The organism is uncultured Clostridium sp. (genome assembly GCF_963527835.1).
In the GTDB taxonomy this organism is placed as follows: domain Bacteria; phylum Bacillota; class Clostridia; order Clostridiales; family Clostridiaceae; genus Clostridium.
The window spans coordinates 92,136-109,507 of sequence record NZ_CAURTC010000005.1 but is presented as its reverse complement, the minus strand read 5'-3'; the positions used below and the strand labels follow the sequence as shown (position 1 = coordinate 109,507).

Sequence of the window (17,372 nt, the reverse complement as noted above, 5' to 3'; positions counted from 1 at the left end):
TTATTTTAATCTATAGCTCTACTTTACAATTATATATTATGTATTTTTATTCTTATTTTATTCATAAGCAATGACTATCATCATATCTACCTTGCATAAATAACTACAGTCACTAGCTTGTCTATTCTACTCTCTAACTTATTAATATTAAAATAGCAGCTACCATGTTTATTGGCAACTGCTATAATTTATCACTGCTTTATTGTTTCTTAATTAATGAAAGTCTGTGTAGTGCTCTTGTACACATAATATATTTTACTAATGGATCAATTTCATGATTTTCTATTACTATAACTCCATCAAATTCTAATCCTTTCGCTAAATATGCTGGAATTAAAACTTTCCCACCTTTATAAAGTATATCTTCTCTATCAAAACTTTGAATACTAACTTTTTCTTTAATAATATGAGAAAACTTAGCAAGGTCCTTATTTCCATTAAATATAATAGCTATATTTTCAAGTCCCTCATCTTCATAATCTTCAATTATTGAAAGAATAGTTTCTACAAATTCATCATCTGAAGATACTTCTTCCTCTATTACTTTTTCCCCATGTCTAACTAATGGAATTATTCTATTATCATCTAAAAACTTAGTTGCATATTCCATTATTTCTTGAGTAGATCTATAACTCTTATTTAATGCATACTCTTGTACTTGTACATGCATCTTTTCCTCATTAAATAAAGGTTGTAAATTCAACATAGCTGGTTCTTCATTATTATTTATTAATCTTTGATTAGAATCTCCAACTATTGTATAACTTTTGCATCCTGTAAGCCCTTTTATTATTTCAAATTGTATAACGCTATAATCTTGAGCTTCATCTATTACGATATGCTTAATTTCTTCTTTCATTCTTTTGCCATCTAATTTAATCATTAAATATAATATTCCACTTAAGTCCATGTATCCAAGTTGCTTAATATCTGTTATATTTTTATAAATATTTATTATATCTTCATGATTTATCCAAGAATCTAATTCTTTTCTTGAGTTAATTACACTTCTTACAATTTCTCTAATTTTCATTCTCTTTAGATACTCTAAATTATTCTTTTCTATTTCTAAATCATTACTTGATAAAGAAGCTAATTTTTCTTTCATTTCTTGATTTAGTTTATATACTTCTGCATCTCTTTTATCTTTTATTTTAGATATAAGAACTCTTTTTATTTTTTCACTTCTTCTAAATAACGGCATGTATTTATAATGTATATCAAATAATTCTTTAATCTCTTTAATTCCTACTATTTCTTCACCATTAAAAATTATTGGTTTAATATCAAAGTAATTTTGACTTAATTTATTAATTTCATGATTTAATAAATCTAAGAATTTTTTAGAACTTTTATATTGGTATTCTTCAAGAGCTGTTCTATTTCCGCTCATAGCTTCTTCTATATATTTACTAAAACTTTTTATATATAAATTATCTATTCCTAATTGTTTTATAGCAAAGTTTTCAAATGTCATTTGCTTTATTCCCTCTTCACCTAACGAAGGAAGAACTTGAGCAATATAATCCATAAATATATCATTTGGTCCAAAAATAAGAACTTTATCTCCAAATTGTTTTCTATAATTATAAAGAAGATAAGATATTCTATGTAATGCAATAGTTGTTTTTCCTGAGCCTGCAACTCCGTTTACAACTATAACTTTATTCTTATCACTTCTTATTATTTCATCTTGCTCAGATTGTATTGACATTACTATATCCTTAAGTTTATCTGATGAATTTTCAGTAAGAACCATTTGAAGTATTTCATCTTTAACATCTACTTCTGAATCAAATATACCTTTAAGCTCACCTTTTTTTATTATTATTTGTCTTCTAGAAAGTATATCTGTATCAATTTCACCTGTCGGACACGTATAACTAGATTTTCCTAATATACCTTTATAAAATAATGATGCAATAGGAGCTCTCCAGTCTACAATTATAGATTCATAAGTTTTTTCTACAGTCAAACCATATCTACCTATATAAAGTTCTTCTGGTAAATTTCCTTCTTCCATAAAAGTTACTTTACCGAAATAAGGTGCTTCCTTTAAACTAGTAAATTCTTTTAATCTTTTATCTATTGTCTTATAAGATTCTTCTTTTACATAATTTTCATGATCAAAGTAATCTATAACTTGGTCTTCATCATCTTTATATTCTTCAATAAATTTTTTTCTTGATTGAAGAATTTGACTAGTTATGTTTTTTCTTTTGTCTAGATAATTAAGTATTTCACTGCTTAAAATCTTTTCAACTTCTTCTAGTTTATTTTGTTCCATTAAAAAATCTAAATTTTGATTCAAATTAGTTTTCCCCTTTGCTTCTTAAAAATAATATCAACACTATTTGAAAACATAAGGTTCAGATAATCTAACTTATTTTTTAAGCTAAACTAATCTAAACCTTACTATTAAACACTAGGTTTTTTCTTTTAATTATTATTTAAAGATGTTATTAGTATTACAACATAACTTTCTTGATATAAATATTTTAACTTAAATATTTATTTCTCAGATTATTTTTCATCTTCTAATTGCTCTGCATCTTCAGATATTTCCCTAGTTAAATTATCTTGAATTTCAGTTGAATCATTAATTTCTTTATTTACATTTATTCCAACTGTTTTAAAAAACTCTGATTTTTCTTTTTCTTCATTTTCTTTTTTTATTTTCTCAAAATCTTCCTGTCTCTTTTTTTGTTTTTCCTTTTGTTCTTTATCTTTCAACTCTTTTTCTTTTAATTCTTTTTCTTTCTTTTCTTTCATTTCTGGATATTTTTCATAAACCATTTCCATGAATTCTTCACCAAAAAGAGTTTCTTTATCTAATAAAATATTTGAAATTTCATCTAATAGATCTCTATTATCTCTAAGTATTTTTCTAGCTTTTTCATGAGCTTCTCTTATTATCTTTAATGTTTCTTCATCTAACATTGTTGATGTTTCTTCACTACAATGTCTAACTGCTCTTCCATCTAGATATCTATTTTGCACTGATTCAAGTGCCATCATATCAAATCTATCACTCATACCATATATTGAAACCATGCTTCTAGCTGATTGAGTTGCTCTTTCAATGTCATTTGAAGCACCTGTTGAAACAACATTAAATACTTCTTCTTCAGCAGATCTACCACCTAACATAACTGTAATTTGGTTCATTAAATCTTCTTTAGAAATAAGATATTTTTCTTCTTCAGGAAGTTGCATAGTATAACCTAATGCTCCCATTGTTCTAGGAACTATTGTTATTTTATGAACAGGATCAGAGCCTTCTATTAATGCTGCCACAAGTGCATGACCTACCTCATGGAATGCTACTAATTCCTTTTCCTTCTTAGATAATATTCTATCTTTCTTTTCTTTACCTGCAATTATAACTTCTACTGCATCTCTTAAATCTTCTTGAAGTACAAGTTTTCTTCTATTTTTTACAGCTCTTAAAGCTGCTTCATTAACAATATTAGCAAGATCTGCTCCTACAGCACCTGGAGTTCCTTTTGCTATCTCATCAAGATCAACATCATCTCCTAGGTTAACATTCTTAGCATGAACTCTAAGAATAGCTTCTCTACCTTTAAAATCAGGTCTATCAACTATTACTCTTCTATCGAATCTACCTGGTCTAAGAAGAGCTTTATCTAATATTTCTGGCCTATTTGTAGCTGCAAGTATAACTATTCCCTTTGAAGAATCAAATCCATCCATTTCAGAAAGTAACTGATTTAATGTTTGTTCTCTTTCATCATTGCTTTGCATTTGATTATCTCTACTTTTACCAATAGCATCTATTTCATCTATAAAGATTATACATGGTGCTTTAGCTACTGCTTCTTTAAATAATTCTCTAACTCTTGAAGCTCCAACCCCAACAAACATTTCAACAAAACTTGAACCTGAAAGTGAGAAAAATGGAACTTTAGCTTCTCCTGCAACTGCCTTTGCAATAAGTGTTTTACCTGTTCCTGGAGGTCCTACAAGTAAAGCTCCTTTAGGTAATTTTGCACCTATTTCTGTATATCTCTTAGGACAGTTTAAGAAATCTATTACTTCTTTTAATGATTCTTTTGCTTCTTCTTGCCCTGCAACATCATCAAATGTTACTCCAATTTCATTTTCCACATAAACTTTGGCGTTACTTTTTCCAATTCCCATGATTCCGCCGCCGCCGCCCATGCCGCCGCCTCCCATTCTAGAGAATAAGAATTTCCACATAAAGAAGAAAAGTAACATTGGTAAAACCCAGCTAAGTGCAAAATCCATAATTGGACTTTGTTTTGGATTTTTGCCTGTAAATTTTATTTTAGGGTTTGCATCTCTTAATTTATTTATTAAATTTTCATCCTTAATATTAGCTGTATATAAAGTCTTTCCTTTAAATTCACTACTATCTGTTGGAGTAATTATTAAATTTTCTCCTGTTATAACTACCTGTGATATTTTACTTTGATCTATCATTTCATAAAATTCATCATATGATATTTGTTTTGTAGTTGCTGCTTCCCTAATATAGTTTGCAGTACTTATAAACATAAAAACTAGTAAAAAATATATTACCATTGTAATATATCCATTTTTCTTCTTTTTATTGTTGCCTTGCATTGTATCACCCTTTCCGTGTAATTTGCGAAAATATCTAAAAAGCTTATTTCCACATATTTTTCATCATATTGTTTATTGCTTGTTTTCTTTTTAAGGTTTCTTCAACATCTATAATAAATATATCTCCATTTTTAATCAAAACATCTCCATTTTTTATGTCACCCTTAGTCTTAGAACGCATAATATCTAGCATATCGCCATTGAATGATTCAAGTATGACATGGTTTTCTTCTATTCTATCAACTATATACTTATTCCCCATATTAATACCCTCACTTTTATTTTACCCATATATTAAAATTGAGCATTTCTTATATAAAATATTCATTTAAAATGTAACTTTAATTTAAATAAAATATCTTAACAACTAGTATACCATATTATTATAAAATAAGTACTATTAATTCAAGCGACCAAAGTCTTTAAAGGGCCAAACCTTAACTTGTGCCTTTCCTTTTATATCATCTCCATCTATGTACGGATTAATCCATCTTCTAGCATCATTTGATCTTGCTCTATTATCCCCTAAAAAGAAGTATTTTCCTTCTGGAACATCAAATGTTCCATCATAGTCTTCATTATTTTTAACATAATTTTCAACTAGCTCTTCTCCATTTACACTTACGACTCCATCCTTTATCTCTATATGATCTCCAGGAAGTCCTATAACTCTTTTTATCACTGTTTCTTGAAGTTCATTTGAGTAAAATACAACTATATCTTCATGTTCTATCTTATCTAAATTATAAATTTTAGTTACGAATAACTTATCACCTATATTTAATGTTGGAACCATTGATTCACTTGGAATATATACATTATAAACTAAAAATTTATTCACTAAAAATGCTATAACTACTGCTGTAAATATTGGCATTATCCATTCAGTAAAAAAATTTTCTTTTTTTATCTTATTACTTTTCTCCATAAACATATTCTCCTTTAAGGACACAAACAATTAGAGTCCCTTTATAATTAATTAGCAATTTATCAACTATTTATACACTTTGAAGTCACTTATAGGATATATTTTCACTTTAGCTTTTCCTTGTATTTTTTCGCTTTTTATATACGGATTTTTCCAGTATCTAGAATCATCTGAATTTGCTCTATTATCTCCTAAAAAGAAATATTCTCCTTCTGGAACATCAAATATTCCATCATAGTCTTCATTATTTTTAACATAATCTTCTGCTAATTGTTCTCCATTTACACTTACTATTCCATTTTTTATTTCTATATGATCTCCTGGAAGCCCTATAAGTCTTTTTATAAGAATCTCTTTAAGCTCATCAGAATCAAATATAACAATATCGCCTCTATTTAGATTTTCAGGATTATGAACTCTTGTTGCAACAAGTCTATCCTTAACTTCTAATGTAGGTATCATTGATCCACTTGTAATCCATACAGTATAAATTAAAAATTTCCATAATAATAAACCTATTACTACGGCACTTATAATGGTTAAACCCCATTCTTTTATAAAACTATTTTTACTGCTATCTTCCATATAAATTCCACCTTTCTGAAATTCCATATACTACTATACTTTTAAAATATAATAACTAACTACATTAATTTTATAAATATGCTATGTACTATTATAATTATTTTATTTTATCTTAATAGTATAACATAAAGTATTATATTGAAGCATTAAGGATTTATAACAAATTTATTACTTTAAAATAAGGCTAACAATGCGTTGATATATGCATAACAAAGTGGACTGAGTAAATATGAATTAAAAGAGGAAACTCGACTCCTTCATAGTCGCTGAGTAAGTTCGAGAAACATAGCCTAAAATAATAAAAAATCAACAAAATTCCTTGTAAAATAAAAAATGTGTATCAAAATTAATAAATCAATTTGATACACACTAAGATATATATATTATCTTGGGAAAGAATATTAATAAAAAGCTAATTCATAAAAAGATAATTATTAGATAACTTCATTTTGTATAAGATCTTCGTATGTTTCTCTTCTACATATAAGTCTTTCTTTATTATCTTTTACCATTACTACTGGTGGTTTTGGAATCCTATTATAATTATTAGACATTGAATACCCATATGCACCTGTTGTCATAACTGATAAAATATCATTTGACTGTGGTACTGAAATATTAACATCATTTAATAATATATCTCCTGATTCACAACATTTTCCACAAATAGTTACCGTTTCTTTTAGGTCTTTTTCAACTTTATTCGCTAACATACATTCATATTCAGCATGATATAAAGCTGGCCTTATATTATCTGACATACCACCATCTACTGATACATACTTTCTTACTCCAGGAATATTTTTTATTGATCCTACAGTATATAAAGTTATACCTGAATTTCCAACTATGCTTCTACCTGGCTCTATTATTAACGATGGCTTTGATTGACCTGTTCTAGAGCAAACCTCATCAACCTTATTTAGTATTGCTTCACAATACTCTTTAGTTGTTTTTGGTTTATCTCCTCTATTATAGTATATACCAAACCCACCACCTAAATCCAGTTCTTTTATTAAATAACCTGTATTTTGTTGAATCTTTTTTATTAAACCTAACATAATTTCTACTGCATCCTCATATGGTTCAATTTCAAATATTTGAGATCCTATATGACAATGTAGCCCTGATAGCTCAATATTAGGAAGATCTATTGATTTATTTATAGCATCTTCTATCATATTTCCAATAGGCGCAAAACCAAATTTTGAATCAACTTGACCAGTTTTTATATACTCATGAGTATGTGCTTCTATACCAGGTGTTATTCGCAAAAATATTTTTTGAACTTTATTATAACTTGCTGCGGTTCTATTTAAGGCTTCCATTTCATAATAGTTATCCACAACAAATCTTCCTACCCCCAGTTTAACTCCTAGCTCAATTTCATCTAATGTTTTATTATTTCCATGAAACATTACTTTATCTAAAGGAAAACCAGACTTGTGCGCTGTAAAAAGTTCCCCTCCAGACACAACATCTAATGATAAATTTTCTTCATTTATTATCTTACACATCTCAAGAGTTAAAAATGCTTTACCTGCATATGCAACTCTATTTGATGAATTATCACATTTAAAATATTTATAGTACTCATTACAATTTTGTCTTATTAGTCCCTCATCCATAACATATAATGGCGTACCATATTCCTTTACTAATTCAGTAGATTTAATGCCCCCAATTGTTAATTCATTGTCTTTAATTTTCATAGTTCCAAATAATTTCATCTTTCTACCTCCAAAAATTTGTCTAAAAACAAAAGTCACAGATATTAATCTGCGACAGGTAGAGTCTACTTACATTAGGATTTTTGTTGCTTACTGCTTATTGCTAAAGTCGTTAAATAGCATTTTTTAATACTATCATTATTATAACTAATATAAACTAAATCTAAAAATATAGATCTTAATTTAACTTTACTAATCATATCGCAACTATTTGACCTTGTAGCTCTCCACGTTTAGTGACAGTTATGTACATCTTTTATACATCCCCAGAAATAATCTCCTGCATAAAAAATTATCTCTTCGGCCATAATGCCTTTCTTTATAAATCATCACCTGCCGATTCCTTATAAATACTCATCATTAGAGCACCTCTACCATAGGTTGTTCTATATTTCATTATATTAAATTTTATTATTTTTGTTAAAGATATCATATCATAAATTTAATCTATTTCAACACTTTTTAACCCATATTTTTTAACTTTATCAATTCATTAAAAATTTTGTAATAATTATCAAATATTTTGCTAAATTCGTTAATTCTAAATCACGAATCTCATTTTATAGTATAAAAAAAGCGCCAAGGCTACTGTGGAACCGTCGATTTTTTTTAGCCATGCACCCTTTCCAAATGCAATGCAGGAATAATGGTGCGGCATATGATTATTTTAAAGCATAACTTTTTATTCGTTTCTATATTTGTCCATCAAATCTCCCATTATACTTGCGGATGATGGCGGAGTATAAGTTATAGCATTTGCTCCTGCTTCTATAGTTTCCCTTATTGACGCAATTGTCGGTCCACCAGTTGCAATAATCGGAAATTCAGGATATCTGCTTCTTATGTTTCTCACTATTTGAGCTGTATTTTTACCTCCAGAGACATTTAATATCGTTGCTCCCGCCTCTATTCTTTCAGTAATATTTTCATCTTCTGATACTACAGTTACTACAACTGGTATATCAATGGTAGCTCGTATCCTTCTTATTATTTCATTTGAAGTAGGTGCATTTACTACAACGCCCATTGCACCTTTAAACTCTGCATCCATGGCTAAATTTACAACTCTTTTGCCTTGTGTTATTCCACCACCAACTCCACAAAAAACTGGTACATCAGCGGCCATTACAAGTGCTTGTGTTATTAGTGGTTGAGGTGTAAATGGGTATACAGCAATAATTGCATCTGCATTAGTATTTCTAATTACAGCAACATCTGTACTAAATAACAATGATTTTATTCTTTTACCAAAAATTTTGATTCCACCACAATCTCGAATTACAGAAGGAACTTCAACTACATGATTTCTTAATGTCCCTTTTATTTCTGGAACTAATTTTGGCTCTTTTGACGCCATTTTTATTCCCCCTCTATTAAGAATTACAAAAGTTATAAATAAGATTACAATTTAAAACTATCTATTAATTTATATAAATTAAAGTAATCCTCTTTAAGCTAATCCTATATTAACTTTTTTATTAAATATATTATACTCTTTATCATATAATTTCTTAAAGATATTTTTACTACTTAAATTAAATAAATTTAATACTTTTTGTTTGTAGCTTTGAATTCCTTCCACATTTTATACGATATTCACAGTTTACTTAATAACTTATACACATTATCCACACATTTTATCCACACTTCGGTGGATATTGTTAATAAATATTTATTATTCATATTTTTTATCATTATATCTAAATTTTAATAATATGATATCGTATTAATTTTTACACATTTCTATATATAGTTACATTTTATTTGGTACATGCTATATATTGAGGTATCTATATTTTGCCCACTTTTACTTATCCACATATTTATCAACAGCCAATTATTTAATCCCCAAAATGTGTACACCTGTGTTTTAGCTAGACTTTACGGGGTTTTATCTATGTACATCAAAATATTTAATCCACAAAGTTATACACAGATTTCTTTCATTTATACAATTGAAAAAATTTAAGATTTTTGTTGTATTTTAAATTAAATTGATTATTTTCATTCGACATATTATAGTTTTACTAGTTAAATAAAAACCGTACGAGACATTTTTAGGATAAAAATATCCCTAAATGTCATATTGGACTTTAATCAAATATGACACTAGGAATACGTATCCATATATTTAAAACTATCCTATCATTATAAGTAACATTTTAATATTATAAATTTTATCTATTAGACAACTCATTTATTTCACCTGTTATTGCTTCTTTTACACTTTCCATAGGAAAATTTTCTCCTGGACATAAAGTATCATAAGTATCTCCATGTCCTTGTACACCAGAAATATTATATTTTATTATTAGATATGTCGATAACTTTTCTAATGCTTCAATTTCTTGTTCCGTTGGTTCTTCTTCTTCTAAATTTCCTTCTATACATATTCCAAGAGTATTTTTATTTTGACCTTTTATATGTGCTCCTATTGTTTCTTCTGGCCTTCCCCTATATATAGTTCCATCTTTTCTTATATAAAAGTGATATCCTATTCCTGACCATTTTTTAGCCATATGCATTTCATGTATTTTAGCTGGTGTTAAATTACTAGATGCTGCATGATGAAATACAAGCAATGTTGGTTTATTATTATATTCTAAATCTCCAGACCATTTATAATCTATTTCCCTTATACCTAATTCCTTATTTAAACTAGGCAATTTTCTTTGTAAAGTACTTATTCTAATCTTATTTCCTTCATAATAAGGATTATCATTTAAAAATCTTACATATCTGCTTTTTCCTAAATATCCTGTTACAACTGATAAAATCACTACTCCTATTAATAAAAATATAAGCTTATTTTTAAAACTTTCTTTGTTTATATTTCGCTCTATTTCCTTGGGTCTTATCTTATATTTTATTTGTGATTTATTTCTATGCCTGATCCTATACTTATTTTTATAATCGCTTTTTTCAGTTATGCTTGTCATAATATATCCACCCCTCTTTTTCATAGGTTACATAATATATTATAAATCATTTTTAATAATTTTCCAAATATTGGTTAAGTATTTTAATATTAAAATACTTATCCATACTTATTTATACTTCTATTGTATAAAATTAATTATAATTTAAATTCTTTTACTAATTCACTTAAATCCTTTTAATTATGTCACTTTATTTCCAAAATTATATATTTATCTAATATGCCACATCATTAACCATTTAATTACAATTTTATATTATTTTAGATATAGTTCACCACTTATTTTTAACAGTAATAGACACTAATTCAAAATTTATGTTAAGATATTTATATGAGCAATTTATTTAAGGAGTGAAAAATATGATTTCAGATAAGATGAAAAACTTAGTAGCAAATAATTCTGCTATAAGAGCTATGTTTGAAGAGGGGAAACGACTTGCAAGTATTTATGGCGAAGAAAAGGTCTTTGACTATAGTCTTGGAAATCCAAATGTTGAACCTCCTGAAAATATTAAAGATATTATAAACGAAATATTAAGTGAGGAATCTCCAAACCTTGTTCATGGATATATGAACAATTCAGGTTATGAAGATGTTAGAGATGAAATAAGCAAATTTTTAAATAATAAATATAAATTAGACCTTTCTAATGAAAATATTATTATGACTTGTGGTGCTGCTGGTGGCTTAAACATTATGTTAAAAACTCTATTAAATCCAGGAGATGAAGTTATTACTTTTGCTCCATATTTTGGTGAATATAAACATTATGCTAATAATTATGACGGAAATTTAGTTGTTGTTGAACCAGATACATCTACATTTGAACCTAATATGGATGCACTAAGAGAAAAAATCACAGCTAAAACTAAGGTTGTAATAATAAATACACCTAATAATCCAACTGGTGTTATCTATTCAGATGAAGCACTAAAAAAATTATCTTCTATACTTGAAGAAAAACAAAAAGAATTCAATACTAATATTTACTTAATTTCAGATGAACCCTATAGAGAAATAGTTTATGATAATGCTAAAGTTCCTTGTATATTGAAATATTACAAAAATTCATTTATTGGATATTCATATAGTAAATCTTTATCATTACCAGGAGAACGTATTGGATATGTTGTTATAAATAATAAAATGGAAGATTTCTCTGATGTAAAATCTTCATTAAATATAGCAAATAGAGTTCTTGGATTTGTTAATGCACCATCATTATTCCAAAGAGTTATTGCAAGATCTTTAGATGCTGAAGTTGATGTAAATATATATAAAAGAAACAGAGATCTTTTATATAATCATTTAACTAATTTAGGATTTGAATGTTTAAAACCTCAAGGAGCGTTTTACTTATTCCCTAAAACTCCAATTGAAGATGATAAAAAATTCTGTGAAGATGCTAAACAATTTAATTTATTATTAGTTCCTGGTTCAAGCTTTGGCTGTCCCGGCTATATAAGATTATCATACTGCATATCTTATGAGAAAATCAAAAACTCATTACCTGCATTTGATAAATTAATGGCATTATATAAATAAAAGTTTATATAATAATTTTTTCCACAAAAAAAGTGACTAACAAGCTGTAGTCACTTTTTTAATATTTTACTTTAAAATAATTCTGGCATTTCCATATTTTTTACGTGTATATTTCCTGGCACTTCATTTCCTTGTTCTACTTTAATATTATTAATATATATTGCTTCATTTCCATTTATATTTTCTGGAACTTTAACTGTATATCTGACTAATACATTATTTGAGGATATCTCATTTAATGCTTTAGTAAAATTCTTTTGATCAATACTGTCCATTTTTATTGCATCTTTACTTATGGTTCCATCATTATTAATTGTAAATATAGATACATCTCCTATGACTTCTAATCCATCAGCAATTTCAAGATTGATAGAATCTCTTTGTAAATAATTTTCAATATATGCGCCCATAGTAACATGAGCACCTTTAGGAAATTTTATATTGTTACTATTATTTATTATAGGTTTACCATTTTTTATACCATTATAAATGCCATGGGTTATTTCAGTATTATTAATCCCTAGTTTAATAATTATTTGAATTTTAGGATTAGTATAGTTCATTTTAAAAGAACTTGGTGTCTGATCTAGTATAATTTTCCCATCTCTTGATATTTCATATTTACATTTATCCATCTCATAATCATCTAAAGAAACACTGTACTCATCTGATGATACTATTTTTTTATCATTTGAATCTTTTGGCCACATATATTCTGAAACTAACTTTTCAATAGTTACCTTAGAGTTAAATCCTTCTTTGTTGCTTAATGTTGCTTTTACATCATTCTTTAATGGATCACCTCGAGAATCTTGAAGTATTAAATTAATTTCTCCATCCTTACTATCAGCTACAACATTAATATTACAAACTTTAGGATTCTTACTACTATTATAATTAATTTTTATATTTATTGGTTCTCCAGTAAGTTGTCTAAGTGGTTTTAATTTACCAACTAAATAATACTTTTCATCACTATATTCTATTTTCATATTATTTAAACTAATGTTTTGATCACTATATTCTATTTCTCCAAGCTTAACATCTTCAATCTTGCTTGGTGTATAATCATCATTTTTTCTTTCTAATGGTATATTTAATTCTATATTATCTTCTGTTAAAGCTTGAACTTTTTGTTCTTTTGCTACTAATAATGCTTCCAATGTTGGAACTACTGTATATTCTTTTATACGCTTAGCACCTTTTTCATCTTCTGCCTCTATCAAAATTATTATGTCCTTATTGATTCTGTTCTCAAAATAACTACTAGGAATTTTTAAATCAAAAGATGATCCTTGTGATTTTAACTTACTCGGTAAACTATTGTAATTACTTACATCTTCATATTTATCATCATTGTCTTTTTCGAGTTTTACTTTAATACTATTTATTTTAATCTTATCTCCATCAACATCTTTTACTACAGCTTTAAATTCTAATTCCTTATTACTAGGTATCTCATTTACATTTTCTAAAGCTGTAATTGTAGGTTTATGATTAGCACCTCTTTCAGCTTTTACTATTGTGTTTACAAAAAGCTTTAATTCTGATATTGGATATGGACAATTTTCTCTAGTATTTTCTCCAGTTCCTGAAAATGTTATATTTCCTTTAGAATAAGTGTAAAAGTTATTTCTAGGATCATATTTATTAGCAATATGTCCTGAATTAGTTCCTCCATATGGTGTATTTTCATCATTATTATTTTTATTATTATCAGTCAAAGTAAACCATGGAATTACATTTTCATCTTCTAAATTCAATTGTAGATATTGTCCATGAGTTCTTCTAACTCTTATATTTTCACCTAATTCAAAAGGATAGTTAGTTATTAATGATTTATTTACTCTATACACCTCAGTACTGTTACTATTATTAACATCCTCAGCTTTTCTTCTAGCCCATAAAGTACTTCCTATTGCTTCTTTGCTATCTCCATTCGGCTTATCTATATCATGAGGTATTTTATTCTTTCCATCAATATCTATTTCATCTTTATTGACCCATTGATCTTTATATCTAGATTGTCCAACATAATCTCTAAATTGTTTCATTATTTTCTTATCAGAATATTGCATTTGCTCTAATGTATACCATAAAGTATCATGAGTAAGCATTAATCCTTGTCCAACTTTTATATAGTCTTTAATTTGATCTAATGCATATTGATTTATTTTATCGCTATAACAATCTGAAAATCCTGCTATGACAATATCATACTTGCTTTCTTTAAGTGAATCTTCACCTGGACCTTTAAAATCTCCTTGATAAAAATCTTGATAGCTAATTACATCCACTTTAATATCGTAGTCTTTTAGCTCTTTTAATAAATTTTGAAAATCAGTATTTTGTTTTAAATTTAAATTTTTACTTTGATTATCACCTAATTCATTTCTACCATATGGTGACACTTGCAAAACATTTATAAGTCTTTTTTCTTTTTTCACTCTTCTAAATAGTACATTTCCATCATAATAAGAAACAATAGAATTACTATATCCATACACATTTTGCTTTACAACTTCTATTCTCCAATCTAAATAACCTATAAATTCAGGATAATCATTGTGAAAATTATATTCAAAACTATAACTTCCATCTACAAATTTAGCATTTTTAATAGTCTTTACTGCTTCTTCTTTTTTAAACAACCCATCTCCATTAATATCTAAATATAAATTTATAGTTGAATCTTCATCCAAAATTTCATTTAGCTTAATATCAAATTTCATTTTTCTTCTATCAGCATTACCTAATTCATCATTTTTATTATCACTAATTGGTTTTCCTGGTACATTTAAATTTGGCCTCTTTAAATTTGGATTTTCGGTGATTCTATCTATATATTTATTTATAACTTTTTCAAGTGTAATTTCGTTATCATAATAATCATTTACACTCATATATTTAATTAAATTATCGGTTGTTTGGTTCCAATATCCATTTCGTTCATTATAATGTCTATTTAATTTTACAGCATTTGTATTATACAAATAACTGTCTAAATAAACCAATTGACCTGAATCAATAAACTCTGTAATTTCCTTAGCCTTTAAATCAGTAATATCATTTTCTAGACCTTTATAGTCTCTAAACTGGTATTCATTTTCAATACACTTATTATCTACATAATTTCCAATAACTATAGCATCATACTTACCATTTAATTCATTAGTTTTACCAATAAATTCTGGCATAGTCATATGCTCTACTATTACATCATAACCCTGTTTTTGAGTTTTACTTATCCCCGTTTTATTTTCATTGTAATTAGGATTTAATTTAAAACTATCTGCTGGTTCTATCTCTAAAATTCTTATTTCTTTATCTGTTGCTTCGTTAAGTAATATTGTAATTTTAGGATTCTCTATATTGGTATGTGTAACTGGAATGCCATTTATATCTGTATATGATATATTACTTCCATCTTTAAGTAATGGAATTTCTCCATCCTTATTTGCCCTAACAGTAAATTCAATTGTTTGAGATGGTGCAGTATATTGATTATTTTTACTTTTTGTATATATTATTGGATTTATTTTTATTGTCCCGTTATTTTCCTCTTTAAGTTCAATTCCACTTACGGCAGTTATATTGTCCCCTAAATTAAGATTTAACTTAACATCATCAAATGAAGTTTTTATTATTGTATCCGCAATCTGTTGAAATACCTTATCTATAGCACCTTCATCACTTGCAAAAAAAGTACTACTTTCTCCAGAACTAATTCCACCAATTGATTCATGAATTTGTTTCATCTTTTTATTAGATGCACTATTTTCATCTCCAAGTCCATATCCTACAGAAAATATATTATAATTTTTATCCTTTATTAAATTACCTATAATTGTTGCATATTCTAAACAGTATCCATTTGAATCTGAATAACCTGTTCCTTGTAAATAAGCTCCATAATCAAATATACCAGTTGTTCCTGGATTTTTAGTATCTAATATTTTATAATAATCATTTCCTCTTCTATCACTACTAGAATAATATGTTGGTTCTCCATCCCCCATAAATATCACTGTCTTATTAGCTTCATTTTCTTCATTTAATAAATAAGCAGCTTTTCTTAATCCATCTCCAGTATTTGTTCCACCATCTGCTCTTAAATTCTCTATGGTATCTTTTAATTCATTTATATTATCATTATTTTTTCTATCTGAATCAGTTACTTGTACTAAACCTTCATCAATATATCCACTATTATTATAAGATACTATTCCAATCTTTAGATTCTTCACATCAGGAGTTTGTCCATCTATTTTTGTATCTGTTAATGAATCAATAAAGTTTTCTGCTGCTTTTTTCAATTCATCTATTTTAGTTGTAGAGACATAATGGTCTTCATACATATTATGTTCTGTACAATATTTTTCAGATCCAAATAAATGATCTATATATGGTTTTTCATTTTTATGTTCTTCTCCAGTTGTTTCTAACCATTTATTACAGTCACGACAATAATATTTTTTATCCCAACCTATGCTATGATTAATATAAGGTTTTTCATTCCTATGCTCTTCATTAGTTTTATCTACCCATTTACCACAATCTTCACAATAAAACTGATCATAATTTTTACACAATTGCTTTATTTCTTGTCCCATACTTCCAGAGGTATCCAAAGCCAAAACTATTTCTCTTTGCTTTGAGTCTTCATAATAAAATGGCTGGGGATTTATTTTATATTTAACTTTGAAATCTTCACCGACCTTAGGATTTGATGGCTCTAGCCCTTCATAAGTTATCTTAATCTCTGGTATTGTACTATAATTATTTACTGCATTTGCACTAATAGGCGCTATTGTACTTATTATGAATAATATTGTTAATAAAGCGCTCAATATTCTAATTTTTTTCTTTCTATTATCAGCCTTATTTTTTATATTATCTTTAAATTTAAATCTTCTCATAACATCACCTCTTTTACGCATTTATGTACCCTATCTACGCTTTTCAGTTAAAAGAGTATAAATAATAGTTTGCAGTTTTAATTTAAATTCTAATATAGAATTTTTTTCATTCATTCTAC

Annotated in this window: 10 protein-coding genes and 1 riboswitch; of the genes, 1 reads left to right on the top strand and 9 read right to left on the bottom strand. The window is 27.1% G+C overall.

Annotated elements, in window-relative coordinates; all coding sequences use genetic code 11:
* Positions 1-199: 199 nt before the first annotated feature.
* From RYM86_RS04830 to RYM86_RS04795, 8 genes are all read right to left on the bottom strand, one after another.
* Positions 200-2,311, bottom strand: coding sequence for a UvrD-helicase domain-containing protein (locus RYM86_RS04830; protein WP_315078240.1), 2,112 nt, complete (start codon positions 2,309-2,311; stop codon positions 200-202).
* Between the two features lie 212 nt (positions 2,312-2,523).
* Positions 2,524-4,608: an ATP-dependent zinc metalloprotease FtsH gene (gene ftsH / locus RYM86_RS04825; RefSeq protein WP_315078236.1), complete on the bottom strand. Its 2,085-nt coding sequence runs from the start codon at positions 4,606-4,608 to the stop codon at positions 2,524-2,526.
* A 43-nt stretch (positions 4,609-4,651) separates the two neighbouring features.
* Positions 4,652-4,870, bottom strand: a complete 219-nt coding sequence (locus tag RYM86_RS04820; RefSeq protein WP_315078235.1) for a DUF3006 domain-containing protein — start codon at positions 4,868-4,870, stop codon at positions 4,652-4,654.
* A gap of 138 nt (positions 4,871-5,008) precedes the next feature.
* Positions 5,009-5,536: a signal peptidase I gene (gene lepB, locus RYM86_RS04815; RefSeq protein ID WP_315078233.1), complete on the bottom strand. Its 528-nt coding sequence runs from the start codon at positions 5,534-5,536 to the stop codon at positions 5,009-5,011.
* Between the two features lie 66 nt (positions 5,537-5,602).
* Complete coding sequence (lepB, locus tag RYM86_RS04810; protein ID WP_315078230.1) at positions 5,603-6,121, bottom strand: signal peptidase I; 519 nt, start codon at positions 6,119-6,121, stop codon at positions 5,603-5,605.
* Between the two features lie 434 nt (positions 6,122-6,555).
* Positions 6,556-7,851, bottom strand: coding sequence for a diaminopimelate decarboxylase (gene lysA, locus RYM86_RS04805; protein WP_315078229.1), 1,296 nt, complete (start codon positions 7,849-7,851; stop codon positions 6,556-6,558).
* A 212-nt stretch (positions 7,852-8,063) separates the two neighbouring features.
* Positions 8,064-8,233, bottom strand: a riboswitch (Lysine riboswitch).
* A 300-nt stretch (positions 8,234-8,533) separates the two neighbouring features.
* The gene (locus tag RYM86_RS04800) at positions 8,534-9,208 is read right to left on the bottom strand and encodes a hydrolase (protein WP_315078228.1); all 675 of its coding nucleotides are present in this window, start codon (positions 9,206-9,208) and stop codon (positions 8,534-8,536) included.
* 820 nt (positions 9,209-10,028) lie between these two features.
* Positions 10,029-10,790, bottom strand: a complete 762-nt coding sequence (locus RYM86_RS04795; protein WP_315078226.1) for a peptidoglycan recognition family protein — start codon at positions 10,788-10,790, stop codon at positions 10,029-10,031.
* Between the two features lie 359 nt (positions 10,791-11,149).
* Here RYM86_RS04795 and RYM86_RS04790 point away from each other — a divergent pair, with 359 nt between their 5' ends.
* Entirely contained in the window at positions 11,150-12,334 is a 1,185-nt protein-coding gene (locus RYM86_RS04790; RefSeq protein ID WP_315078225.1) for a pyridoxal phosphate-dependent aminotransferase, read from the top strand.
* A 71-nt stretch (positions 12,335-12,405) separates the two neighbouring features.
* On the opposite strand, the gene RYM86_RS04785 is transcribed toward RYM86_RS04790, so the two are convergent.
* On the bottom strand, positions 12,406-17,253 hold the full coding sequence (locus RYM86_RS04785; protein ID WP_315078224.1) for a DUF5057 domain-containing protein: 4,848 nt from the start codon (positions 17,251-17,253) through the stop codon (positions 12,406-12,408).
* Between the last annotated feature and the right edge of the window lie 119 nt (positions 17,254-17,372).

What these genes read in the sequence shown, in the direction of transcription:
- ftsH (WP_315078236.1), bottom strand. Translation starts at nt 4,608, where the DNA reads ATGCAAGGCAACAATAAAAAGAAGAAAAATGGATATATTACAATGGTA.
- RYM86_RS04820 (WP_315078235.1), bottom strand. Translation starts at nt 4,870, where the DNA reads ATGGGGAATAAGTATATAGTTGATAGAATAGAAGAAAACCATGTCATA.
- lepB (WP_315078233.1), bottom strand. Translation starts at nt 5,536, where the DNA reads ATGGAGAAAAGTAATAAGATAAAAAAAGAAAATTTTTTTACTGAATGG.
- lepB (WP_315078230.1), bottom strand. Translation starts at nt 6,121, where the DNA reads ATGGAAGATAGCAGTAAAAATAGTTTTATAAAAGAATGGGGTTTAACC.
- lysA (WP_315078229.1), bottom strand. Translation starts at nt 7,851, where the DNA reads ATGAAATTATTTGGAACTATGAAAATTAAAGACAATGAATTAACAATT.
- RYM86_RS04800 (WP_315078228.1), bottom strand. Translation starts at nt 9,208, where the DNA reads ATGGCGTCAAAAGAGCCAAAATTAGTTCCAGAAATAAAAGGGACATTA.
- RYM86_RS04795 (WP_315078226.1), bottom strand. Translation starts at nt 10,790, where the DNA reads ATGACAAGCATAACTGAAAAAAGCGATTATAAAAATAAGTATAGGATC.
- RYM86_RS04790 (WP_315078225.1), top strand. Translation starts at nt 11,150, where the DNA reads ATGATTTCAGATAAGATGAAAAACTTAGTAGCAAATAATTCTGCTATA.
- RYM86_RS04785 (WP_315078224.1), bottom strand. Translation starts at nt 17,253, where the DNA reads ATGAGAAGATTTAAATTTAAAGATAATATAAAAAATAAGGCTGATAAT.